The sequence below is a fragment of the Paenibacillus sp. FJAT-27812 genome, assembly GCF_001273905.1.
In the GTDB taxonomy this organism is placed as follows: Bacteria; Bacillota; Bacilli; order Paenibacillales; family Paenibacillaceae; genus Pristimantibacillus.
This window is the reverse complement of the sequence record NZ_LIGH01000001.1, coordinates 5,832,411-5,855,437: the sequence shown is the minus strand read 5'-3', so window position 1 is coordinate 5,855,437 and position 23,027 is coordinate 5,832,411. Positions and strand designations below refer to the sequence as shown.

Here is a 23,027-nt window from a genome sequence, read left to right as displayed (position 1 = left end):
CCGCGAGGCAGGGCGTTCTTTTGTGCAAACAGAAGTTTAAGGGCTTGCCAACAATAGCTGAAACCATCTTATCGTGGGTAGGAGGCTTTTTTTAGTGCCTAATTTGAAAGCGCTTTATACGAATTTGCGGATCAAGCACAAGATGTTTGTGCTGATCTCAGTCATCATGCTTGTCGTTGCCGTGCTTGCTATTGTGATTCAGCAATATGCTTTTGATTTTTATGATCAGGAGATCTATAAACAGTCTTCTAAGGCGCTCAGCCTATCATCCATCAGCATCGAGAACGAATTAAAGAAAATGGAGAAGCTGACGTTCATGCTCGCGACGGATTCGACCATTCAAAACTATTTGAGATCGATCAAGAGCGGCTTGTCTGATTACGATAATTATGTCGTCCAACTGACGGTGAAGGAACGAATGGTTAACATCGGCGCGCTTGATAAATATGTGCTCTCCGCCCAGCTGTATGACGTGAACGACAATGAGTATGCGGTTGGCGCCAATTCGGTAACCGTATATCAGGACCGTCTGGACGTTTATAAGAAATTAACGGCGGTGAACAAGGGCGGTAACACGTGGATTGCGCCTTACAGCAACGATAAGTCCTTAATTGCAGCGCGTGAGGTGAGATCCTTTCAGCAGCTGAAACTAGATTATATTGGCACTTTAGCGCTGCGCATCGATATGAACAAGCTGTTTCGCGACCTTGCCAAGGGGATGAACAGCAATGACGCACAGCTCATCATCATGAAAAATAACGAAGCGGTATACCCGGAAGCCTCCGCTTTTCCGATCGATAAGTTATCTGAGTTAACCGGCAAGGAAGGTTATAAGGTCATCCGTTCTGAGGGCAAGCAATACTTCGTAACGTATATTGCATCAACGTATACCGATTGGACCTACTATACGCTCATTCCTTTTGATGATATTTTTGAACGCGTTGCGAAGGTGAAGAATACGATTATACTCATTTTTGCGATATTGTTCATCGTCATTCTCTTTATAGCCGTCAGTTTCGCGAAAGGAATTACGGAGCCGATTGAACGGTTGAATGCAAAAATGAAAAAGGTGCAGCTCGGCAATTTCGAATATACGGAAGAGCCGAACGAGCGGCCGCTTGCGATGGATGAAGCCGGACAATTGCATCGGAATTTTCGCATCATGGTGGAGCGCATCAATGAGCTTATCCATGAGAACTACGTGAAGCAGCTGACGATTCGCGATACGGAGTTCAAGGCGCTTCAGGCGCAGATCAACCCTCATTTTTTGTACAATACGCTGGAGTCGATCAACTGGTCGGCCAAGCTGAACAACCAGACGCATATTTCGCAAATGGTCGAAGCATTGGGCTCGCTGCTCAGAACCTCCATCAATCTCAAGGAGCCGCTCATTCCGCTGAGCAAGGAGCTTGATATTATCAATCATTATGTGACGATCCAAAAATATCGATTCGAGGAACGGCTGGATTTCCATGTGGACGTGCCTGAGAAGCTGCTCTATTGCAGCATTCCGAAGCTTTCGCTGCAGCCGCTTGTCGAGAATGCGATCAATTATGGGCTCGAGCAAATGATTGATACGTGCAAAATTAGCATTCATGCTTATGTAGAGGACAAGCTGTTGTACATCTCGGTCGAGGATAACGGTCCTGGCATGGAGGAGTCATTTGTTGCACAGCTGCTTAGCGGTCAAGTGAAAACAAAAGGCTCAGGCTTAGGCTTGAAAAATATCGAGGACCGCATTAAGCTTTTATACGGCGAAGCCTATGGGCTTTCTGTTGATAGCGAACCAAACGGTGGCACGAGAGTTACGCTGATGCTTCCTTACGAAATGAGGGATATCCATGTATAAGGTGCTGCTTGTCGATGACGAGCGAATTATCGTAGAAGGCATATCGCGCACGGTGGATTGGAATGCATTTCATACGGAGCTTGCCGGCACTGCCCGCAACGGGCTGGAGGCGATGGCTTTTATCGAAGCGAATCTGCCCGACATTGTCATTTCCGATATTAAAATGCCTGGCATGAACGGGCTGCAGCTAGTCGAGAAAGTGTACGAGAGATATCCGCACATCGTCTTCATTTTATTGTCTGGGTTCAGTGAATTTGATTATGCACGCTCGGCTATGCAATATGGCGTCAAGCACTATTTGCTCAAGCCCTGTAATGAGAATACGATTACGGACGCATTAACGGAAGTCATAGCGGAGCTGGAGAAAGAGCAATCAAAGGAAAACTTCATGCTGAATATCCAGAAGGAATTGTCCAAGGTGCTTCCTCACGCGAAGGAGCAGTTTTTGAAGGAGCTCGTTACGAATAAAACTTATGGGCAGCGCGATTGGGATGACTATGGAAATTTATTTCATCTAACGATTGAGAATGATAAGGTACAGCTGCTTTTGTTCCAAATCGAAGGGAATTTCGAATTTGAGCATATGTTTGCAGTCAAAAATATTGCGCAGGACGTAATCGGCAGCTCGAATGTGCTTCTCAGCACGACGATCGGGAAACATGTGCTGCTGTTGATTGAAGCGGTTGCCGAAGCAGATCAATTATTTGTATGGCTGAATGAGATTAAAAAAACGTTCTCGACCTATTATAAGATGGATGCGACGGTTGCCGTTAGCGATGCCGGAGCCATTATACATGCCCGCAAAATGTACCGGGATACGCTTGAATGCTTAAACTACCAGTTTTATTTGGGTGAGGGCAGCATCATTACGCAGAAGGATGTTGAACGCGGAGACGATAGCGCGCTTAAGCCATTCTTTTATGATGAAGAGCCGCTTAGCATGCATGTGAAATCGGGTGATTGGTCTTTCGTTCACGCAGAGTTGCAAAACTATTTTAGACTGCTGGCAGACAGCCGAATGGATATGCATTTGTCCAAATCGTATGTTATCCCGCTCTATATTTCCATAGTTAGGCAAGGGAAGCCGGAGGAAATCAATGATTATTTGAAAAAAATCGCCAGCTTCGATCAATTTACTACGCTGCGGGCAACAGAGCAGTTCGTCACCGAAAACGCGGAGAAAATATGCTTGAACAATTTTCATACCCATTCCAAGAAGCACTCGTCTATTATTCATAAAATGATTCTGGTCATCGAGGAGCATATTTCGAATCCTGCATTATCACTGAACTGGGTAGCCAGCGAGATTCTGTACATGAATGCCGATTATTTAGGCAAGCTGTTCAAAAAGGAGACTGGCGAGAAATTTTCCAATTACGTCGTTCGTTTAAGAATGGACAAGGCGATGGAGGAAATCGAGAGAACTGGCGATGTGAAGGTGTTTGAGCTGGCCGAGAAGTTTGGCTTTGGCGATAACCCGCAATATTTTAGTCAAGTGTTCAAAAAGCATACCGGCTTTACTCCATCGGAATATAAAAGGTCGCCATAATGGCGACCTCTGTTTTTTTAACAAAGAAAGCGGTTTTTTGAATTCCGGCAACAAGGCATACGACCTATAATAAAACTTGTAAACAACATTAAAGAGTCTGGAAGGGGCGTAACACAATGAAAGCACCGAAAAAAATGCTTTTTATACTCATGGCTTTTGCGCTGGTTCTCGTAAGCGCTTGCGGAGGCAACAACTCAGGAAACGGCAATGCGGCTAACACCACGAACACTCCTAAATCGAGTAATGCAGTGAAAGAAGAGCCTGCGGAAGCGAAGCCGGTCACGCTGCGCATCGCTTGGTGGGGCGGTCAACCTCGTCATGATTACACGATGAAGGTTATCGAAATGTACAAAGCTAAAAACCCTAACGTAACCATTGAAATGGAATATGCGAACTATGATGATTATTGGAAAAAGCTTGCTCCGCAAGCAGCAGCAAACGAGCTTCCTGACATTATCCAAATCGATACGCAAAACTACTCGCAATATGCGGGCAGAAAGCAGCTTGCTGACTTGACTCCTTACCTTGGCAATCAAATCGACGTAAGCGACATTAGCCAAAATGCGATTGACGGCGGTAAATTGGGCGACGGCCTCTACGGCATGAACCTTGGCGTAAACGCTCTTGGATTCAACTATGATCCAGCTCTTCTGAAAAAAGCAGGCATCGAATCCATCCCTGAAAACTTCACTTGGGATGATTATGTAGCAATGGCAGCTAAAGCCAAAGCAGCTGGCCTATACTTCGATAACGGCATGCGCCCTGAAGTATTTTTCGGATACTACCTCCGTACTTTAGACAAAACGTTGTTTAACGCTGAAGGCACTGGCCTTGGTTATGAAGATGATCAAATGTTCACTGATTTCTTCGGTATGATGGCTAAACTCGTAATTGATGGCGCTGTACCTTCACCTGACGTGCTTGCTCAAATCAAAGGCGCGGAAGACAGCCATCTAGTACTTAATCAAGGGATTGGCGTATGGCAGTGGTCGAACCAATATGTTGGCTTGCAGCAGGTGGCTAACCGTCCGCTCGCAATCGCTCCAATGGCTGGCCCTAACATGGAAAAAGGTTTGTTCCTGAAGCCAAGCATGTTCTTCTCCGTCTCTGAGAATTCAAAAGTAAAAGAAGAAGCAGCTAAATTTATCAACTTCTTCGTCAATGATATCGAAGCTAACAAACTTATCTTGGGCGATCGCGGCGTCCCGGTGTCGGCTAAAGTGAAAGAAGCGTTAAAAGCGGTTTCCACGGAAGCGCAAGTTCAAGTATACGATTACGTAGCGTGGGCTGAGTCGCACAGCACGCCAATGGACCCTGCTGATCCAATCGGTTCCGCTGAAGTATTCAAATCCTTAACGAGTCTTGCTGAGCAAATGAACTACAACAAAATTAAGCCGGAAGAAGCAGCTAAGAAATTTAGAGACGAAGCAACCGCCATCCTTAAGAAAAACAAGTAATCGAACTTGAGAAGAGGCGATGGCTAATCGTAAGATCGGCCATCGCCCTTTCATAGCTGGCACGTTAGACTTCGTATAGGAGTTGGATAAGATGAAATCGCTATCACTTAAAAACAACTTAATCGGTTACACATTTATTGGACCATTTGTTATCGGATTTCTGTTATTTACGTTGGTTCCGGCCATTGCATCGTTATATTTTTCCGTTACGGATTACGATCTTCTCTCCACACCATCCTTTATCGGATTAGAGAACTACCAGAGCATGTTTACCGATGATTCGAAATTCTGGGCATCGCTTAAAGTAACCTTTCTGTACGTATTTATAGGTGTTCCGCTTAGATTAGCCTTTGCACTGTTTATCGCTATGATCTTAAATACAGCTTCGAAAGCAATCGGGTTATATCGGACGGTTTATTATCTTCCTTCTATTATTGGCGGCAGCGTAGCGGTCTCCATTATGTGGCGCAATCTGTATGGCGACGAAGGAGTCATAAACATTTTTCTGAATGCACTCGGTTTAGATAGCGTGAGATGGTTTGCTGAACCAGCGGCTGCGCTCTGGATGCTCATTACATTGTCGGTTTGGCAATTTGGTTCCTCGATGCTCATTTTTCTAGCGGGACTCAAAAACATTCCGCCAGAATTGTATGAAGCATCAAACGTCGATGGGGCAGGACCTGTTATTCGCTTCTTCAAAATTACACTGCCGATGCTCAGCCCGATCATCTTATTCAATACGATCATGCAGACCATTGGGGCATTTATGACCTTCGTTCCGGCTTACATTATTTCAAAAGGCGAAGGCGGCCCGCTTGATGGGACACTTCTTTATTCCCTCTACTTGTTCCGCCAAGCGTTCGTTTATTTTGATATGGGTTATGCGTCGGCAATGGCATGGGTTATGCTCATCATCATCGCGATTCTGACGGGAATCCTGTTCGCAACCTCCAAGAAATGGGTACATTACGAGTCGAAAGGTGGCCATTAATCATGACGTTGAAAAAGCTGAAGTGGCCGATTTATCATATTTTTGTTGCAGCCCTCGCGCTCGTGATGGTTTACCCTGTGTTATGGCTGCTCATGAGCTCGTTCAAGCAAAGCAATCTGATCTTCTCAACGGCGGATTCGCTTATTCCGCAGCCTTGGATTTGGGAAAATTATAAAATCGGCTGGATCGGCATTGCGGGCCAGTCGTTCGGCAACTTTATAATGAACTCGCTCGAAATCGTTATTTTGTCGACGATCGGGGCTGTATTGTCATCGGCTTTTATTGCCTTTGGATTTGCTAGGCTTAACTTCGCAGGCAAAACGTTTTGGTTCGGCATTATGATGGTAACGCTTATGCTGCCGCATGACGTCGTGCTTGTGCCGCAATATATTTTGTTCGCGAAGCTGCACTGGCTCAATTCCATCAAACCAATCGTCATCCCGCAATATTTCGGCATTCCGTTTTTTATCTTTTTGCTCATCCAGTTCATTCGGACGATTCCAAATGAGCTTGACGAAGCGGCGACCATCGACGGCTGCGGAAAATTCCGCTTGTTTTTCCGGATTATATTGCCGCTTGTCGTACCGGCTCTGGCAACGGCGTCGATTTTCTCCTTTTACTGGCGCTGGGAGGATTTGCTCGGTCCGGTTCTCTATCTGAACCGTCCAAGCTTGTACCCGGTATCGATGGGACTTAAGATGTTCCTCGACAGCGATACCGTTTCGAACTGGGGCGCGATGTTTGCGATGTCCATTGTCAGCTTAATTCCTGTACTTGCCATATTCTTTGCCTTTCAGAAGTATATTGTTGAAGGTATCAGCACAAGCGGCTTGAAGTAGAAACTAATGGAATCAGGAGAGAGGAAGATGGAAATGCCACAGCTTAAATTTGACGAAAATCATATTCGCGAAGTGATCGACCGTGTCGTGGACCGCACATTTAGAATGGACTTTAGCTGGGATTGGCCGGGAGGCGTCGCTTTTTACGGGGTGGCCGAAGCGTATGAAGCAACCGGAAACGAACGCTACATTCAGCTGCTTCAGGAATGGGTGGATGAGAAGCTTGAAGATGGACTGCCAAAGCTATCCGTCAACGGCGTATCGATTGGACATGCGCTTATCTCGCTTTATAAAGCAACCGACAATCAAAAATATTTAGACGTTGCCATCCAAATGGCAGAATACTTAAAAAACGATGCGATTCGTTTCGCTGACGGCATTTTTCAGCATACCGTCAATTCCGAAACGTACAAATTTCCCGAACAGGCTTGGGTAGACACAATGATGATGGCGGGTTATTTCCTCGTTCGGATGGGACATCTGCTGGAGCGTACCGATTACTTGGAGGATGGTCTCAAGCAGTACCACGGTCATGAGCATTTCCTGCAGGACCCGGTTACGAATCTGTATTACCATGGCTGGGACAATATCGCGCAAAACCATATGTCATCCATTTTTTGGGCACGCGGCAACTCCTGGGCAGCTCTGACGATGGCGAAGGCTTTGCCTCATATCGCCGTTCAGCATCCGTCCTTTATGATTATCGAAGGGTCTATGCGGGATCAACTAAGTACACTTGTACGTCTGCAAGCCGAGAATGGACTGTGGCATACGGTTTTGAACGACGATACTTCCTACCATGAAACATCGGGATCTGCGGGCATTGCAACGGGGTTATTCGCGTTTGGCTCCTTGTACAACAAATACATTCAACGCTCAATCGATGGGATTTTTAGCCAAATTACAGAGGATGGCGCAGTGCTGAATGTGTCTGCCGGCACGGCTGTCATGAATGATCAGCAGGGCTACCGCGACGTGGCGCACAAGCGCGTGCAGGGCTGGGGCCAAGGTCTCGCGCTTGCGTTTCTAGCGGAGCTGCTTAATTCCAAAAAACGCGTATTTTAATCCATTAAAGACTGTATTATTCAACCATTATATGTTAAAGTAGCACTAATCAATTAGGTGTCAGGAAAGCATCCTGATGCCGTTTGTACTCTTACAAACGGCGTCGGGATGCTTTTTTTTGTTTCTACGAAGGGGGCGGCAAGTTTGGAAGAAGAAAATGATTCGCAACGATTATTTTCACCCTTTGCAACCGGTGCTGTTGTTGGCGGACGGTACCGCATTGCGGGTATTTTAGGACGTGGAGGCATGGGGGTCGTCTATGCTGCGGATGATCTCAAGCTTGCCGGCAAGCTAAGGGCGATAAAGGTCATTTTGCCGTTGCCGGCAGGCGCCGGCAGTTATGCAGAAGAAGCTTCTATGATGATGAAGATGAACCATCCGCAGCTGCCTTTAATTTTGGATTATTTTGCGCCGGAGGAGCATGGCTTTGAAGCGCTGGTCATGGAATACATTGACGGCCGCACCGTCGCGGAGCTGTTTGGCTCCATCCATGCCGGATTGACCTTCAGGCAAATCATTCATATCGGGTTGCAGCTCTGTGCCGCACTTATCCACTTGCATGGTCATAGCCCGCCGATTATTCACCGCGATTTGAAACCAACAAACGTCATGATTGATCATAAATGGCAGGTAAAGCTCATTGATTTTGGCATCTCCCGCCATTTCAAGGAGGGACAGCAGAGGGACACTGCCCAGCTTGGAACGGTCGGCTTCGCCGCGCCGGAGCAGGAGGGTGCAGGGCAAAGCGACGAACGGACGGATATTTACGGGCTGGGCGCGCTGCTTTTTTACATGGCAAGCGGGGGAGCTATATACCAACAAACAGTTGCAAGCAGAGGAGAGCGCGCAGCTCTCGCGCAATTGCAGCCTGATATTCCGACTGCGTTTATTGCGGTGATTCAGCGTCTGCTTCAGCCTGATCCGAAATTACGTTATCACACGATGCTGGAGGTGCAAGAGGTGCTCAAGCCTTATGCGCCAAATCAAATGGTATCTTCTGCGGAGAACAACGAAGCGCCGTACAACGAAAATTCTCGGACTCGCGGAATGAATATTTGTCTGTTATCTTTAGCGCCTGGGGCAGGCTCTACTTTTCTTGCGCATACGCTTGCTGTGTTACTTGGGCAGCAGGGCACTGCGGTTTCAGCAGCAGAATACGAGCATGCCAGACCGGAATGGCATGCGTGGTTATCGGGGCAGAAGCGCGCAAAAAATAGTCGCTGGAAGGAAACCCGGGCACTTGATCAACGATATGTTAACTACATGCAGGACAAAAGTTTCGTAAGCTGGTTCACGCTTCGCTCGGAGGGCTATCCCACACCCGCGCTAGATGAGCAGAGATTTAATAAAATGCTTCATCATGCCGGAAGCTTGATTAACCTAATCGATTTATCAGGGAAATGGAGCGAACCGGATGCGCTAGCACAACTGAGGCAAGCACGATTCATATTTGCAGTTGGAGATCCTGCTGTCGCCAAGTGGCAAGCGGCTGAGTTAAGGCAATTGGTCTCGCTTAAGCGAGAGCTTCATCCAAATGGCGGCAAAATCTATTTTATAGCGAACAAGGATATGGCGTTCCGCGGCAGAAACGAATGGCTGTCGTTGTTCCCGGAGGGGCCGCACGCCATTGTGCCTAAGCTCCCTGATGAGACCTTGCTGACCTTGCAATGGAATGGCGTATGGGCTGCCGATGATTTGCGATTGCGAAAGCGATTGAGCCAAGCATTGATGCCCATTTTTAAGCTCATTTACAATGAAATAAATACGGAATGATCATTTATGTGATACAATGATACGGGTTAAAACGAGATCGTTGCAGGTTTTTATTAAGGCGCATACATGAATGGAGATAAAAGACAAATGAGTTTGTTAACAGTAGAGCAATTATCACATACGTTTGGCGATCGGGTATTGTTTCGAAATGTATCCTTCCGTCTGCTAGCCGGAGAGCATGTAGGGCTGGTTGGCGCGAATGGAACCGGAAAATCGACGCTTATGAACATTTTGACAGGCAAGCTATTAAAAGATGAGGGCAAGGTGGAGTGGACGCCTCGCGTTCGTTACGGTTATTTGGATCAGCATACAAAGCTTGAAGCGGGCAAGACGATCCGCGACGTTCTAAAGGATGCATTTCTTCCCATGCTCGTATTAGAAGAAGAGCTAAACAGCATTGCAGCGCAAATGGGCGATGCCGATGCCGATACACTGGATCAGCTTCTCATCCGCATGGGCGAGATCCAAGAAGAGCTTGAGATTGGCGATTTCTATCTTATCGATGTGAAGGTTGATGAGATGGCAAACGGATTAGGCCTTAACGCGATTGGCCTTGACCGCGATGTTACGGCGCTTAGCGGCGGTCAGCGGACGAAGGTTTTGCTTGCCAAGCTATTGCTTGAGAAGCCAGGGGTACTATTGCTCGATGAGCCTACGAACTATTTGGATGAAGAGCATATTAACTGGCTGACCAACTATCTGAAAAACTACCCGCATGCCTTTGTTCTTATTTCTCATGAAACAGGCTTTATGAATCAAGTCGTCAACGTAATCTATCATCTTGAATTTACGAAGATGACGCGTTATTCGGCTAATTATGAGAAATTCCTGGAAATGGCCGATCTGAATAAGGCGCAGCACATCGATGCTTATGAGAAGCAGAAGGATTATATTAAGAAGCAAGAGGAATTCATCAATAAAAACAAAGCTCGTGCTTCAACATCAGGCCGTGCCAAAAGCCGGGAGAAGCAGCTTGATCGGATTGACCGCATCGATAAGCCCGAAGAAGCGGCGAAACCTACGTTTAACTTTAGGGAATCAAGAACGAGCGGCAAAACCGTCTTTGAAGCGGAAGGAATGGTTATTGGCTACAACAAGCCGCTGCTGCCTAAAATGGACATGGTCATTGAACGCGGCGATAAAATTGCGATTGTAGGCTGCAATGGTGTCGGCAAATCGACGTTATTGAAGACGATCCTAGGCGTTATTCCGGCTCTTGATGGCAAAACTTATCTCGGCGACTATTTGAATCCTGCTTATTTCGAGCAAGAAGCGAAAGCACCAACGATGACGCCGCTGGATGATGTATGGGATGAGTTTTCCTTTATGAACCAGCATGAGGTTCGTGCTGCACTTGCGCGCTGCGGCTTGAAAAATGAGCATATCACACGCGCTCTAAACCAGCTCAGCGGCGGCGAGCAGGCGAAGGTTCGCCTATGCAAGCTGATGCTGCGCGAGAGCAACTGGATTTTGTTCGATGAGCCGACGAACCATTTGGATGTCGTTGCGAAAGCTGAATTGAAGAGAGCTCTTAAAGCTTATAAAGGCACAGTTGTACTCGTTTCTCATGAACCTGATTTCTATGAGGATTGGGTTACCAAAACATGGGATGTAGAAGCTTGGTCAATGCAAACCCAGAGGTGAGCTACGGATGAGTAAGCGAGTGTTCAGTCTAGCGGCGATATGGGAAGTATTTTGGGCTGCATGCAAACTAGGGATGACCTCCTTCGGCGGGCCGATTGCACATATCGGATACTTTCGGGATGAATACGTGGTTAGGCGCCAGTGGCTTAATGAGCGAGCATTTGCTGATTTAGTTACCTTGTGCCAATTTCTGCCCGGTCCTGCAAGCAGCCAGCTTGGCATGGCAATCGGGGTCAAGCGAGCGGGGATATCCGGCGCGATTGCGGCTTGGCTTGGATTTACAATGCCGTCTGCCATGCTCATGGTCGCCTTTGCCTATGGCGCGGACATTGTATCGCTTCATGATGCGGGATGGCTGCAAGGCTTAAAGCTGGCTGCCGTTGCAATCGTGGCTCAAGCAGTGTGGAGCATGTCGAGAACGTTGGCGCCTGACCGGCTGCGGGGAACGCTAGCTCTTGGTGCTGCTAGCATGGCTTTATTGGTACCTGGCATGTGGGGGCAGCTTTTGCCGCTGCTCCTATGCGCGGCAGTTGGCATTTTTCTGCTTAAACCGCAGGTGGAGAGCGTCCAACCATTAAACGTTGATCAAACTTCTCAGCCTGTAGGGCGTGTTGTTGGTGTAGTTATGCTGCTCTTATTTTTCCTGCTGCTTTTTTTTATCCCATTCATCAGCAGATGGACAGGCTCTTCATTATTAAGTTTTATCGACGGTTTTTTCCGGGCGGGTTCACTCGTATTTGGAGGAGGACATGTCGTGCTTCCGATGCTGGAAGCAGCATTTCTTGGCTCGGGTGCGAACCAACTCACCAATGATCAATTTATGTCAGGTTATGGCGCGGTTCAAGCTGTGCCAGGACCGCTCTTTACCTTCGCAGCCTATATTGGCGCAGCACTTGGGCAAGGCCCAATGCGAATCGTAAATGCAGCAATTGCGTTGGTTGCTATTTTTCTGCCGGCGTTTCTGTTAGTCATCGGCGCGCTTCCGTTTTGGGAAGCTTTGAAGCAAAACAGGACGGCGCAGTCCGCTTTAAAAGGTGTAAATGCTGGGATCGTTGGCATCCTGCTAGCTGCTCTATACGATCCGATATTCGTAGATACGGTTAATACATCGATTCAATTCGTACTCGTCATCGTACTTTTTATGTTTATCCAGCTATGGAAACGTCCACCTTGGCAAGCAGTTCTGCTAGCGGCATTCGCCGGTCTACTATTTCTGTAGATCGGCTTGCTTGCATTTGTGAAACGTCTTCATTATGATAAAATTAACCGTTCTTTTATAAAGAACGCCGCTTTTGCTTAAAGGCAAGAAATTATTTACAACAGGAAGCAGGTGAACCTCTAGGATGAAGGAACGTATTCTTGTCGTAGAAGACGAAACAGGCATTTCCCGTATATTGCAGCTTGAACTGGAGCATGAAGGTTATACGGTAGGGACCGCAGCAGATGGGCGCACCGGCTATGAAATGGCTTCCACTGGCGATTGGGAGCTTGTCTTGCTAGACGTCATGCTGCCTGAGATGAGTGGCATTGAAGTGCTGCGATTACTGCGCCAAGCAGGCAATCCAGTACCCATCATACTATTGACTGCACGCGATACCGTGCCGGATAAAGTTAGCGGCTTCGAGCATGGAGCCAATGACTATATAACAAAACCGTTTGCCATGGAGGAGCTGCTTGCACGGGTTCGCAACATTTTGCGTATATTCCAGCAGTATCCAAAAGAAGCGGAAGGTTCCGATATGATTAAGGTCGGAGATCTGACGATTGAGCTGCGTACGCGTAAAGTGTATCGGAAAGATATTTTGATTGAGCTGACGCCGCGTGAGTTTGAGCTGCTTGTCTATCTCGTTGAGAACAAAAACGATGAAAAATCACGTGAGGATATTTTGTCAGAGGTTTGGGGCTATGACTTTATTGGTGAAACGAACCTGGTCGATGTATACATTCGTTATTTGCGCCAAAAGCTGGACAAGGGGTACCGGCATAAGCTCATTCATACGGTTCGTGGAGTAGGCTATATGATAAAGGAGCCGGATGCATGACACTTCGCAAACGGTTCACGCTTTTTACGATTTTTTGGCTGATCTTTATTTTAATTCTGTTCAATATTTTCGTTTATTTTTATGTGATCAAAATAACGACGGAAAGCGAAGAAGAGGTTATTGCCAATAAGGTGAATCTCATGCTTGAGAATCCCCGAATTCAGAGCGGTCGAGGATTAAATTTTCCAGAGCTGCTCAACGAATACTACAACGTTAACGAAATGATTCGCATTATTGCGCCTAATAACAGAGTGATGAATATTACGGGCTCGGACAAGCTTCTTCAAGAGCTGCCGGCGACCTTCGAGACGCATCATCACACAGGGATGATTACCAAAAGCGGAGAGCGTATTTTGTTTATGCGCGTGCCGCTATATGACGGGAACCGCGTTATCGCGATGCTTGAGGTAAACCGCATTTTGGACGAGTTGGACAACTATTTGCAAGTGCTGGTTGCAGCGCTAAGCGTTACAAGCGGTGGCGCGATCTTGTTCGCGATTTTCGGTACGTATTGGTTCACCTCGAGACTAACGGCGCCCATTCAGCAGATGGTTAATACGATGCGCGAAATCGACCGGAGCGGCAAGCTCAGACAAATCGAGCTGAGCAGCCGCGAGGAATCGGCGGAGCTATTGCAGCTCGTCCGCGCTTTTAACCAAATGATAGAGCGGCTTGACCGCACCTTTGCGAAGCAGAAGCAGTTCGTTGCGGATGCTTCGCATGAGCTTAAGACACCGCTGACGGTTATTAGCAGTTATGCCGGGATGCTTAAGCGCTGGGGACGGGATGACGAGAGCCTGCGCAATGAAGCCATTGAGGCGATCGACAAGGAAGCCAACCGTTTGCAAAATTTAACGAAGTCGATGCTTATGCTTGCCGAGGCGGAGCAGGAGGACTGGCTGCGCCAGGAGCTGTTCGATGTTGTGCAAGTTGTCGATGAGCTGGCCACGATGCTGCAAACGACCTTCGGGCGTCCGATCCGCGTAAAAGCGATGTCCAAGGTCGTCCGCATGGTTGGCGACAAGGACAAAATCAGGCAGCTGCTCGTCATTTTGCTGGACAATGCCATTAAATATTCGAAGGACCCGATTGATGTGACGGTTACGTTAGTTAGGCATATCGTCAAAATCGAGGTCAAGGATAAAGGCATGGGCATACCGGAAAATGAAATTCCGCATCTATTTGAACGTTTCTACCGGGTTGACGGCGCTAGAAGCCGCGCTACCGGCGGCGTCGGGCTTGGTCTATCGATTGCCAAACGAATCGTTGATTTGCATGAAGGCAAGGTTGATGTATTTAGCTTGCCTGATTTAGGCACGACGATTACGCTGCAGTTCAAACAGCGAAAACAATAACTAATTAGCGATGGAGGCTGTGAACATTGAAGTTTCGCACGGCAGCAGTTCAATATAAGCTTGCAGATATTAGCTCATTTGAGCAATTTTCCGAGCAAGTTACGCACTATGTGCGAAATGCCTCGGAGTACGGGGTTCAGTTTGTATTGTTTCCAGAATTTTTGACGACCCAACTGATGTCCATCGGAGATGAGCAGGGGAAAGCGCTGCCCATTGATCGGCTTCCCGATTTCACGGAAGACTACCTGCACCTTTTTCGTTCGTTGGCAGCTGATTATGGGGTATATATCGTCGGCGGCACGCATGTCATTAAAATGGCTGACGGCACGCTCCGCAATGCCGCGCATCTATTTCATCCGGATGGCAAAATCGATGTGCAGCATAAAATTCATATTACCCCTTCTGAGATTGAAGGCTGGAATATGTCGGCGGGTGATGGCCTAGAAGTATTCGATACCCCCTATGGGACAGTTGCGATGCTTACCTGCTACGACATTGAATTTCCTGAGATCGTAAGGATGGCGCGTGCGAAGGGGGCAGACGTTATCTTCTGCCCATCCTGTACCGATGATCGGCATGGGTTCTATCGCGTTAGATATTGCTGCCATGCCAGAGCGGTTGAGAATCAAGTCTACATCGTAACGACAGGGACAGTCGGCTCGCTACGCAAAGTCGATCTGATGCGGGCGAATTTTGGGCAAGCTGCGATTATTGCTCCCAATGACATTCCTTTTCCGCCGGCCGGCATCTTGAGCGAAGGAATTATCAACGATGACATGCTCGTCGTGGCCGACCTCGATCTGGCGCTGCTGGAGGAAGTAAGAGAAAAAGGCTCAGTTACGACTTGGCGTGACCGTCGTACCGACTTGTATACAGATTGGCAGTAATCAGCATTCCTGCTGGATGAAGCAGAAAAGAAGGTGGATCGCCATGCGCAAAGAGCTATACTTGTTTGTTGACGGTAAGCCCGAAAAAGCTATTATCCGCAATTATAAATCTTCAGATTTCGAAGCGTTAATTGACGTTCAGCGAGCAAGCTTTCCGCCGCCGTACCCTTCTGAATTATGGTGGAATACGGAGCAGCTGACGGAGCATGTCACAAGATTTCCTGAAGGAGCCTTATGTGCGGAGATTAACGGCCGCATGATTGGCTCGATGACTGGGTTAATCGTCGATATGGATGATTATGCGGACAAGCATGAATGGGAGACTATCTCCGATCGGGGCTACATTCGTAATCATCATGCAAGCGGAGATACGCTTTATGTCATCGATATTTGCGTCGTACCGGAATATCGCAAATCAGGCATTGGCAAATGGCTCATGCAATCGATGTATGAGACGGTTGTGCAGATGGGACTGCGAAGGCTGCTTGGAGGCGGCCGGATGCCCGGCTATGGCGCTCATGCCCATGAGATTTCACCTGAGGTTTATTTGGATAAAGTGATGCAAGGAGAATGGAACGATCCCGTCATCACCTTTTTGCTTAGATGCGGCCGGGTGCCGATTGGCATTGCCCATCATTATCTAGAAGACGAGCAGTCGCATAACTGTGCAGCCATCATGGAGTGGCGCAATCCATTTCTTTAAAGGAGAGAAACACTATGCTCATTTACCATCGAATTACTTCGATCGAAGACCGTTATTTTGGACCTTTACATAAGCTTTTGCAAACGATATTCCCTCCTGAAGAGGTTTTGGCTTACGAGCTCTGGCGTGAACCGCTGGAAGATCCGACAATTCATGTTTATGTGGCGATTCATGAGGGCGAAGTGGTCGGTTCAACGGAGTATCGCTATTATCCCGAACTGCGTGTAGCGATGACCGATTTTACGATTATAGGCAAGCCTTCACTCGGCATTGGACGTTTTCTGCTCCGCAATCGCGAGCGTGACTTGGTGAAGCTCGCTGAAGCGTCGGGCACTACGCCAATCGGGATGTTTGCCGAGGTGTATGATCCTTACCGGGCTGCAGACCATTCTTTCGGCGGCGTCTCGCCGATGAATCCGTATGTACGCCGCGAGGTGCTATCGCATATTGGCTACAAACGGATCAATGTCGGATATGTTCATCCTTCTTGGGACCATGAAGGACAAGCGGTGGCGGAACTTGATTTATGCTTCCTGCCGCAGGACGAGGAGTTAACAGCAATCGATGCTGCTCTTGTAGCGACGTTTCTAGAGGGCTACTATTCCGCTTTGCCGAATAAGCCGGCTGAATGGGTCAGCATGATGGAACATATTCGCGCATCGGATAAGCTAGAGCTTCTTCCGCTATGACAAACTTAATCTTTAGAGGCACGGGGGACTCCATGGGCGTACCCCGTATGTATTGCGACTGCGAGGTATGTACGGAAGCGCGTGCCAGCGGGGAGAATCGGCGATATCGATCCTCGTTGCAGATTGAGGATCAGGAAGCGGGCACGGTTTGGATTGATTGCGGACCGGATTTCTCGAAGCAATTAGAAGCGGCCGATTTGCGGGCAGTAGATACGATGCTGATTACGCATGCGCATTTTGACCATATTGGCGGTCTTGTGGAATGGGCAGACGCTTGCCGCTGGACGAAGAAGAAGGGGCAGGCGTTTGCGCCTTCGGAAGTGATTGGAGAAATATTGGACCGTTTCCCGTGGCTCACGAATCAAATCGTGTTCAATTCATTTGATCAGCCGATTATGCTTGGCAAATGGCGAGCGTCTAGCTGGCGCGTCAATCATGGCAAAAATGGCTATGCATACGCATTTCGGTTCGAGCATACGGAGAAAGACAGCAGCTGGGTATATTGCTCGGACTCCATTGGTTTGACGGAGGAGATGCAGCAGCCGCTAGCTAATTTAGACTTGCTTGTGCTCGGAACGAGCTTTTATCATGAGCCGTTTGCCTATGAGACGAGATCCGTCTATGACGTGGTTGAAGCCATTGCGCTTGTGAAGAAATGGGAGCCAAAGCAGACGCTGCTCACTCATATGTCGCATGACATCGATCTTAGAAGGGATTATGTTCTTCCTGAGCAGATGCATGTTGCCCGGACAGGCATGAGCATCACCATTTGAAGGAAATCAATTGTTAATCGCTTGACAATCCGCTTGTCTTTTTTGTACATTATTGGAGTAACCTTTTTTTAACCACTATAAGGCTTAAAGGGGAAATTTTAATGTTTGCTGGTGTCTTTAACTCATAAATTGGATATGGTCAGATGAACGAAGGTCTTGCGATGATGCTCGGTACAAAAAAAGTACCCTGCGGCAAGGCTCTATTTCGTGATCTGGCGCCAAGAGTTAAGGACATGAGGATTTCCGCCTGAAGCAATTCGACAGCGGCCCAATCACCGTGCTCTCGCAGCGCGGTTTTTTTATACCCGTTTTCATGCTAACGATTTCGTTAACGATGGAAGCGGTATTGGAGCTTACGTTGACCTAGACAGGAATGGAACGCGCCCGCGTTCTATTCCTGTCTTTTTTTATACCCAAATTTAAAGGAGGCAACAAAAATGAATGAAGCATCATGGAAACGGCTGGAGTTCGACAAGGTCAAAGCCGGAGTTGTGAGCATGACCGTATCACCGGCAGGAAGGCTGTTAGCCGAGAGGCTTGCGCCAAGCACGAAGCAGCGCCAGGTTGAAGCATGGCTGACAGAAACGGAAGAGGCGGCTTCATTGCTCGGTAGCGGTGCCAGCATTCCGTTATCCGCAATGGAAGGCATCGATCCATTTCTTTCTCTGCTGGGCAAAGGGAGAATTTACAACGAGCAGGAGCTCGAACAGCTCTCCGTCTGGCTCACATCCGTTACGCAAATGAAAAAGTATATGCACAGCAAACGTGATATTGCACCGACGATAGCTGCATATGCGGAATCGATGTATGATTGCCCTGCGCTTCGGGAGGAGCTGAACCGCTGCATTCGTTATGGCATATTGACGGATCAAGCGAGCGCGGATCTAGCCTATATCCGAAGACATATTTACGCCTCTGAGGATAAGATTCAGAAAAAGATGGAGCATGCGCTAAACAAGTATCGAACCTCTTTGCAAGAGCCAGTCATCAGCAAGCGCCGCGACCGTTTCGTTATCGCCGTGAAGCGGGAGCAGCGCAAGCAAGTGCCCGGTACGGTGTGGGATGAGTCCGCGAGCGGACAGACCTTGTTTGTTGAACCCATCGATGTGGCAGACCTTCAAGTTGAACTTCAGCAATGGAAAGCCGAGGAGGAAAGGGAACGTACCGTCATATTGGCAAGGCTGTCCGAGCTCGCGGAATCGTTCTCCTACGAGCTGAAATGCAATGTGGAGGCAATGGCTTCCTTTGACTTCATTACGGCACGCGCCAAGCTCTCGCGCACCTACGAAGGAAAAAAGATCAGTTTATCAGAGAAACCTGTCATTCGTCTCAAAGGCGCTCGCCACCCTTTATTAGGCCAAGACAGCGTGCCCTTGGATGTTGAGCTTGGTTATGCTTGGAAACAGCTTATTATTACAGGTCCGAATACTGGCGGCAAAACGGTAACCTTAAAAACGATCGGTTTATTCGTGCTTATGGTGCAATCAGGGCTATTGGTACCTGCCGGGCAGGGGAGCGAGATTGGCATATTCGAGCATGTGATCGCAGATGTGGGAGACGGCCAAAGCTTGGAGCAGTCGCTTAGCACCTTCTCTTCGCATATTACCGTTCTGAAGGAAATGATGATCGCTGCCGGTCCGAGAGCTTTGCTTCTGCTGGATGAGCTTGCAGCCGGCACTGATCCAACTGAAGGAATCGCGCTTTCAATCGCGCTGCTCGAGCAGCTGCTCAAGCGAGAGGCGCTTGCTGCGGCTACGACACATTTTAACGAAATTAAAGCTTTTGCTGCCAATACCGCTGGCTGTCAAAACGGCAAGATGGCCTTTGATGCCGATACGCTCAAGCCGCTTTATCGGTTAGAGATGGGCGAAGCAGGCGACAGCCATGCTTTTGCCATTGCTAGACGGTTTGGATTGCCGGAAATCGTCATGTTGCGTGCGGAGGAGCTGTTAGTGCGGAAGGAGGCTTCACCTCTATCGGAAACGCTAATAGAGCTTCCGGCTATGAAAGCAGACGATCTAATTGAAGCTAAAGCATCTAGCGCGGTACCCGAGACATCTAGCAGCTCTAAACGAACGAGTGCCAACGATGGAGCTGCCCAGATCAAAAAAACAGCTAAGCCATTTGAGAAAGGCGATGCGGTCTGGATCTATCCGCTAAAGAGAATGGGAGTCGTATTCCGGCCAGCAGATGAACGGGGAAATGTCATCGTGCAGGTGCAGGGGCAGAAATTAACGTTCAACCACAAACGCATGAAGCTGTATATTGCCAAAACAAAGCTTTACCCGGATGAGCAATATGATTTAGATATTGTTTTTGAATCGGTGGAAAATAGGAAAGCACGCAAGCTGATGAATCGCAAGCATGTGGAAGGACTTACCATTGTTACGCCGGAGGAAGATATTTATTAGCTGGCTCTGCTAACAGTTTATAGAAGGATAAGGTTGAACAAGAACAGCCAAGGTCGTAGACCTCGGCTGTTTCTATGCATTCGGCTAATCGCGGCTCTGGATCACAAGCAAATGGCCATCGCTTATTTTGATTTTACCCGTCTGCGAGAGCAATACATTGCTGATGCCAAGCGACTGTCCAATCGTTAATTCAGCATCAGTGAGCGGATATTGAAAGCCGGTCAGCGTAATGCCTTCAACCCGCATCGTGAGCGGAAGCAGCGAGACGTTTGGATAGCCAAGCTGTTCAATGGTGACCTTGTCCGTCACGAGTGAAATTTTATTATGGTTGTCGATAATCGTAGCACGCACATTCTGCTTAACGGCTAGCGCGAGCAGGTGAACATTTGCAAGCGAATGGTCAAATCTCGTTCCAAGCGCGCCGAGGAGCACAAGTTCGCGCGGGTGCATGTCCAAGGCGAGCCGTACGGCCATTTCAGTATCGGTGTAGTTTTTGTCGATGGGATCGCATGCAATCGTTTGGCCGCTGTTTTTGCGGATTTCTAGCAGCTCATCTTCGGATACCGAGTCAAAATCGCCGATCGCAACATCCGGCCGCAATCCCTGCTTTATTAGAAATCGTGCTCCGCTATCTGCTCCAATAAGCAAATCATCGGTTTTAATATGTTCAAGAGCCCAAGCGCCAAGCTGGCCGCCCGTGCATATAACGATGCGAGGCTGCATAACGGAATTATCCTTTCTTTTAAGGGAAAATGTTTATAAGGCTTTAAGTATAAAGCCTTTGCTTCCATAAAAACTAGAGGCTACAGAATATCATGTTATTGCTGCCTAAGATTACCGCGAAATTTGTCGTTGCGAAACGGCAAACACCCAGCTAAAATGGTGAAGGAAAGAATCGGCCCCAGTTGCCGGTTCATGGACGGGAAGCGAGGAGCTATTGCTGTGAGTATGGACATTTTCGGAATTTTCAGTATTATCGGCACCATCGCTTTCGCGGTCAGCGGAGCGATCGTTGCGATGGAAGAAGAGTACGATATTCTTGGCGTATTCGTGCTAGGCCTTGTAACGGCGTTTGGCGGGGGAGTGGTAAGGAACTTACTGATCGGCATGCCGGTTACATCGCTTTGGAGCCAAGGTTATTTGCTGAAAATCGCGATGATCGCGATGACGATTGCCTTCCTGCTGCCAGTCGTCTGGATTCAGCGGTGGCGCAGAAGCGAAGCTTTTTTTGACGCGATTGGGTTGTCTGCCTTTGCCATTCAAGGGGCGCTTTACGCCACGCAGATGAAGCATCCACTTAGTGCAGTGCTCGTTGCTGCGATGCTAACAGGGATTGGCGGAGGCATCATCCGCGACGTGCTCGCTGGACGGAAGCCGCTTGTGCTTAAGGATGAAATTTATGCGGTATGGGCGATGCTAGCTGGACTTGTGATCGGACTCGGATGGATTAAATCGAACCTAGAGCTTTTGTTCTTATTTGTCGTTATCATTGGATTCCGTATGTTATCCGTCTATTACAAGTGGAAGCTGCCGCGTCGCTCGCTTCATATTAATACGGCTGATGAACAGCAGAAAAGAGACAACTCATGAAAGCACGTATATTGTTTGTCTGTCTTGGCAACATTTGCAGGTCTCCCATGGCAGAAGCGGTTATGCGCTACCAGGTGACGCGGGCTAATTTAGCTGATGTCATTGACGTTGATTCCGCGGGAACCGGAGACTGGCATCTCGGCCATCCGCCCCATGAGGGAACTCGGAAGCAACTGGATGAGCACCAGATATCTTATCAAGGCATGAAGGCACGTCTGGTGACGTCCAATGATTTTGCTTCGTTTGATTACATTGTATGTATGGATACAAACAACCTGCGCGATGTGCGCAAGCTGCTAAGCGCATCAAAAGGCGCAAAGGAGCATGACCGCCTTTTTACGTTTATGGAGCTTCTTCCTGATAGGGGAACGGCCGATGTGCCGGATCCTTATTATGATGGCAATTTCTCTTTTGTCTACGAACTGGTAGAAGCAGGCTGCAAGGAGCTGCTTGGGCGTGTCCGCAACGATTTGAATCTTTAATTAGGTTTTGAAAATAAAAAAGAAGCTGGCTGATCTCCATTAGGAGTATTCTGCCAGCTTCTTTTTTTCGGTTATTCGACCTCGATAAAATAGGAGAGAGCGCGGTCAAGCTCTTTTTGCCAGAAGCCCCATTGATGCTTGCCGTCTTTTTCTTCATAGAAGATAGTAGCCTGCTTAAGCTCAAGGAGAGCCTTCGCATTGCGGTTCAAAGCGACAAAGTCGAATACGCCGCGATCCGTTTCATAAGCATCCTCTTGCAAACCAACGATCATGTAGATGTTCAGCCAGCTCAGGTCGCCTGCTTCTGAAATGATATTTTGGGAAACGCCATAATAAGCGCCCGATAAGGACATGACACGTGTAAAGAGCTGAGGGTAGCTTAGCGCCAAATGCAAGGAAACCGAACCGCCCAGCGAATCGCCGGCTAACAATCGGTGCTCCGGCTCTTGCCGCACAGCATACTTCTCCTCGACGAACGGAATTAGCTCCTCCGCAAAAAAACGAATATAAGCCTCATGTCGATTGCCGTCAGGCGTATATTCCTCCGTACGCTGCTTTTTGTCGACGTCTACGCCAACGATGATGAATGGCTCCAGCCCTTCGTCCAAAATTAACCGCGTTGCAGTTGTCGCAATTCTGCCGAAGTTGAAAAAATCCTCGCCGTCTTGGCAATACACGACAGGATAGCTAAGCACTTCATTATAGCCGGGCGGCAAAAAAATACGTAAGTTGCGTGCTTGCTCAGGCAAATAACGGCTAGGTACGGTTTCCTTCACAATCGTTCTCTTTAAATATCGCTCATCTGTCATTTCTTTCTCTCCTCATGGAATGATTAGTTGAATGGAATGCTTCCGTTGTGGGTAAACAATAGAAAGGTAATCAAGGGAATCACATCTATTTCTGTCTTGTTGTATTATGCTGTTATACT

The 23,027-nt window shown here is 48.0% G+C and carries 20 protein-coding genes; 18 read left to right on the top strand and 2 right to left on the bottom strand.

What is annotated here, in order from left to right:
* The first annotated feature begins 94 nt into the window (after window positions 1-94).
* The 16 genes from ADU23_RS24930 to ADU23_RS24855 all read left to right on the top strand — a co-directional run bounded on the left by ADU23_RS24930 (window position 95) and on the right by ADU23_RS24855 (window position 20,027).
* Window positions 95-1,849: a sensor histidine kinase gene (locus tag ADU23_RS24930; protein WP_053376222.1), complete on the top strand. Its 1,755-nt coding sequence runs from the start codon at window positions 95-97 to the stop codon at window positions 1,847-1,849.
* Window positions 1,842-3,398, top strand: a complete 1,557-nt coding sequence (locus ADU23_RS24925; RefSeq protein WP_053376221.1) for a response regulator transcription factor — start codon at window positions 1,842-1,844, stop codon at window positions 3,396-3,398. The genes ADU23_RS24930 and ADU23_RS24925 overlap by 8 nt, the downstream gene beginning before the upstream one ends.
* Before the next feature lie 116 nt (window positions 3,399-3,514).
* Window positions 3,515-4,855 (top strand): ABC transporter substrate-binding protein, encoded by a 1,341-nt coding sequence (locus tag ADU23_RS24920; protein WP_053376220.1) that lies wholly within the window; start codon window positions 3,515-3,517, stop codon window positions 4,853-4,855.
* Between the two features lie 91 nt (window positions 4,856-4,946).
* The gene (locus tag ADU23_RS24915) at window positions 4,947-5,846 is read left to right on the top strand and encodes a carbohydrate ABC transporter permease (protein ID WP_053376219.1); all 900 of its coding nucleotides are present in this window, start codon (window positions 4,947-4,949) and stop codon (window positions 5,844-5,846) included.
* 2 nt (window positions 5,847-5,848) lie between these two features.
* A complete protein-coding gene (locus ADU23_RS24910; RefSeq protein WP_053376218.1) occupies window positions 5,849-6,685 on the top strand; it encodes a carbohydrate ABC transporter permease in 837 nt (278 codons plus the stop codon).
* A gap of 33 nt (window positions 6,686-6,718) precedes the next feature.
* Entirely contained in the window at window positions 6,719-7,750 is a 1,032-nt protein-coding gene (locus tag ADU23_RS24905) for a glycoside hydrolase family 88/105 protein (RefSeq protein ID WP_053377817.1), read from the top strand.
* 144 nt (window positions 7,751-7,894) lie between these two features.
* Window positions 7,895-9,523, top strand: a complete 1,629-nt coding sequence (locus tag ADU23_RS24900; RefSeq protein WP_053376217.1) for a serine/threonine-protein kinase — start codon at window positions 7,895-7,897, stop codon at window positions 9,521-9,523.
* Between the two features lie 87 nt (window positions 9,524-9,610).
* Complete coding sequence (locus ADU23_RS24895) at window positions 9,611-11,167, top strand: ABC-F family ATP-binding cassette domain-containing protein (protein WP_053376216.1); 1,557 nt, start codon at window positions 9,611-9,613, stop codon at window positions 11,165-11,167.
* A gap of 7 nt (window positions 11,168-11,174) precedes the next feature.
* Window positions 11,175-12,386 (top strand): chromate efflux transporter, encoded by a 1,212-nt coding sequence (gene chrA, locus ADU23_RS24890; protein ID WP_053376215.1) that lies wholly within the window; start codon window positions 11,175-11,177, stop codon window positions 12,384-12,386.
* A 124-nt stretch (window positions 12,387-12,510) separates the two neighbouring features.
* The gene (locus tag ADU23_RS24885; protein WP_053376214.1) at window positions 12,511-13,209 is read left to right on the top strand and encodes a response regulator transcription factor; all 699 of its coding nucleotides are present in this window, start codon (window positions 12,511-12,513) and stop codon (window positions 13,207-13,209) included.
* Window positions 13,206-14,564, top strand: a complete 1,359-nt coding sequence (locus tag ADU23_RS24880) for a HAMP domain-containing sensor histidine kinase (RefSeq protein ID WP_053376213.1) — start codon at window positions 13,206-13,208, stop codon at window positions 14,562-14,564. Before ADU23_RS24885 ends, ADU23_RS24880 begins: the two co-directional genes overlap by 4 nt.
* A gap of 26 nt (window positions 14,565-14,590) precedes the next feature.
* Window positions 14,591-15,451, top strand: a complete 861-nt coding sequence (locus ADU23_RS24875) for a carbon-nitrogen hydrolase family protein (RefSeq protein WP_053376212.1) — start codon at window positions 14,591-14,593, stop codon at window positions 15,449-15,451.
* Between the two features lie 43 nt (window positions 15,452-15,494).
* Window positions 15,495-16,154, top strand: coding sequence for a GNAT family N-acetyltransferase (locus ADU23_RS24870; RefSeq protein WP_053376211.1), 660 nt, complete (start codon window positions 15,495-15,497; stop codon window positions 16,152-16,154).
* 14 nt (window positions 16,155-16,168) lie between these two features.
* Entirely contained in the window at window positions 16,169-16,843 is a 675-nt protein-coding gene (locus tag ADU23_RS24865; RefSeq protein WP_053376210.1) for a hypothetical protein, read from the top strand.
* Window positions 16,840-17,616, top strand: coding sequence for an MBL fold metallo-hydrolase (locus ADU23_RS24860; RefSeq protein WP_053376209.1), 777 nt, complete (start codon window positions 16,840-16,842; stop codon window positions 17,614-17,616). Before ADU23_RS24865 ends, ADU23_RS24860 begins: the two co-directional genes overlap by 4 nt.
* Before the next feature lie 437 nt (window positions 17,617-18,053).
* Window positions 18,054-20,027, top strand: a complete 1,974-nt coding sequence (locus tag ADU23_RS24855) for an endonuclease MutS2 (RefSeq protein WP_053376208.1) — start codon at window positions 18,054-18,056, stop codon at window positions 20,025-20,027.
* An 84-nt stretch (window positions 20,028-20,111) separates the two neighbouring features.
* Here ADU23_RS24855 and ADU23_RS24850 read toward each other — a convergent pair whose 3' ends face one another.
* Entirely contained in the window at window positions 20,112-20,750 is a 639-nt protein-coding gene (locus ADU23_RS24850; protein WP_053376207.1) for a thiamine diphosphokinase, read from the bottom strand.
* Window positions 20,751-20,975: 225 nt separating this feature from the next.
* On the opposite strand from ADU23_RS24850, the gene ADU23_RS24845 reads away from it, so the two are divergent.
* Complete coding sequence (locus ADU23_RS24845; protein ID WP_053376206.1) at window positions 20,976-21,617, top strand: trimeric intracellular cation channel family protein; 642 nt, start codon at window positions 20,976-20,978, stop codon at window positions 21,615-21,617.
* Window positions 21,614-22,099, top strand: a complete 486-nt coding sequence (locus ADU23_RS24840; protein WP_053376205.1) for a low molecular weight protein-tyrosine-phosphatase — start codon at window positions 21,614-21,616, stop codon at window positions 22,097-22,099. Before ADU23_RS24845 ends, ADU23_RS24840 begins: the two co-directional genes overlap by 4 nt.
* A 71-nt stretch (window positions 22,100-22,170) precedes the next feature.
* Here ADU23_RS24840 and ADU23_RS24835 read toward each other — a convergent pair whose 3' ends face one another.
* A complete protein-coding gene (locus tag ADU23_RS24835; protein ID WP_053376204.1) occupies window positions 22,171-22,908 on the bottom strand; it encodes an alpha/beta hydrolase in 738 nt (245 codons plus the stop codon).
* Window positions 22,909-23,027: the final 119 nt, after the last annotated feature.

Bases quoted from the DNA above. Each gene is read 5' to 3' on its own strand.
- ADU23_RS24925 (WP_053376221.1), top strand. From the start codon at position 1,842: ATGTATAAGGTGCTGCTTGTCGATGACGAGCGAATTATCGTAGAAGGC.
- ADU23_RS24920 (WP_053376220.1), top strand. From the start codon at position 3,515: ATGAAAGCACCGAAAAAAATGCTTTTTATACTCATGGCTTTTGCGCTG.
- ADU23_RS24915 (WP_053376219.1), top strand. From the start codon at position 4,947: ATGAAATCGCTATCACTTAAAAACAACTTAATCGGTTACACATTTATT.
- ADU23_RS24910 (WP_053376218.1), top strand. From the start codon at position 5,849: ATGACGTTGAAAAAGCTGAAGTGGCCGATTTATCATATTTTTGTTGCA.
- ADU23_RS24905 (WP_053377817.1), top strand. From the start codon at position 6,719: ATGCCACAGCTTAAATTTGACGAAAATCATATTCGCGAAGTGATCGAC.
- ADU23_RS24895 (WP_053376216.1), top strand. From the start codon at position 9,611: ATGAGTTTGTTAACAGTAGAGCAATTATCACATACGTTTGGCGATCGG.
- chrA (WP_053376215.1), top strand. From the start codon at position 11,175: ATGAGTAAGCGAGTGTTCAGTCTAGCGGCGATATGGGAAGTATTTTGG.
- ADU23_RS24885 (WP_053376214.1), top strand. From the start codon at position 12,511: ATGAAGGAACGTATTCTTGTCGTAGAAGACGAAACAGGCATTTCCCGT.
- ADU23_RS24880 (WP_053376213.1), top strand. From the start codon at position 13,206: ATGACACTTCGCAAACGGTTCACGCTTTTTACGATTTTTTGGCTGATC.
- ADU23_RS24870 (WP_053376211.1), top strand. From the start codon at position 15,495: ATGCGCAAAGAGCTATACTTGTTTGTTGACGGTAAGCCCGAAAAAGCT.
- ADU23_RS24865 (WP_053376210.1), top strand. From the start codon at position 16,169: ATGCTCATTTACCATCGAATTACTTCGATCGAAGACCGTTATTTTGGA.
- ADU23_RS24860 (WP_053376209.1), top strand. From the start codon at position 16,840: ATGACAAACTTAATCTTTAGAGGCACGGGGGACTCCATGGGCGTACCC.
- ADU23_RS24855 (WP_053376208.1), top strand. From the start codon at position 18,054: ATGAATGAAGCATCATGGAAACGGCTGGAGTTCGACAAGGTCAAAGCC.
- ADU23_RS24850 (WP_053376207.1), bottom strand. From the start codon at position 20,750: ATGCAGCCTCGCATCGTTATATGCACGGGCGGCCAGCTTGGCGCTTGG.
- ADU23_RS24845 (WP_053376206.1), top strand. From the start codon at position 20,976: ATGGACATTTTCGGAATTTTCAGTATTATCGGCACCATCGCTTTCGCG.
- ADU23_RS24840 (WP_053376205.1), top strand. From the start codon at position 21,614: ATGAAAGCACGTATATTGTTTGTCTGTCTTGGCAACATTTGCAGGTCT.
- ADU23_RS24835 (WP_053376204.1), bottom strand. From the start codon at position 22,908: ATGACAGATGAGCGATATTTAAAGAGAACGATTGTGAAGGAAACCGTA.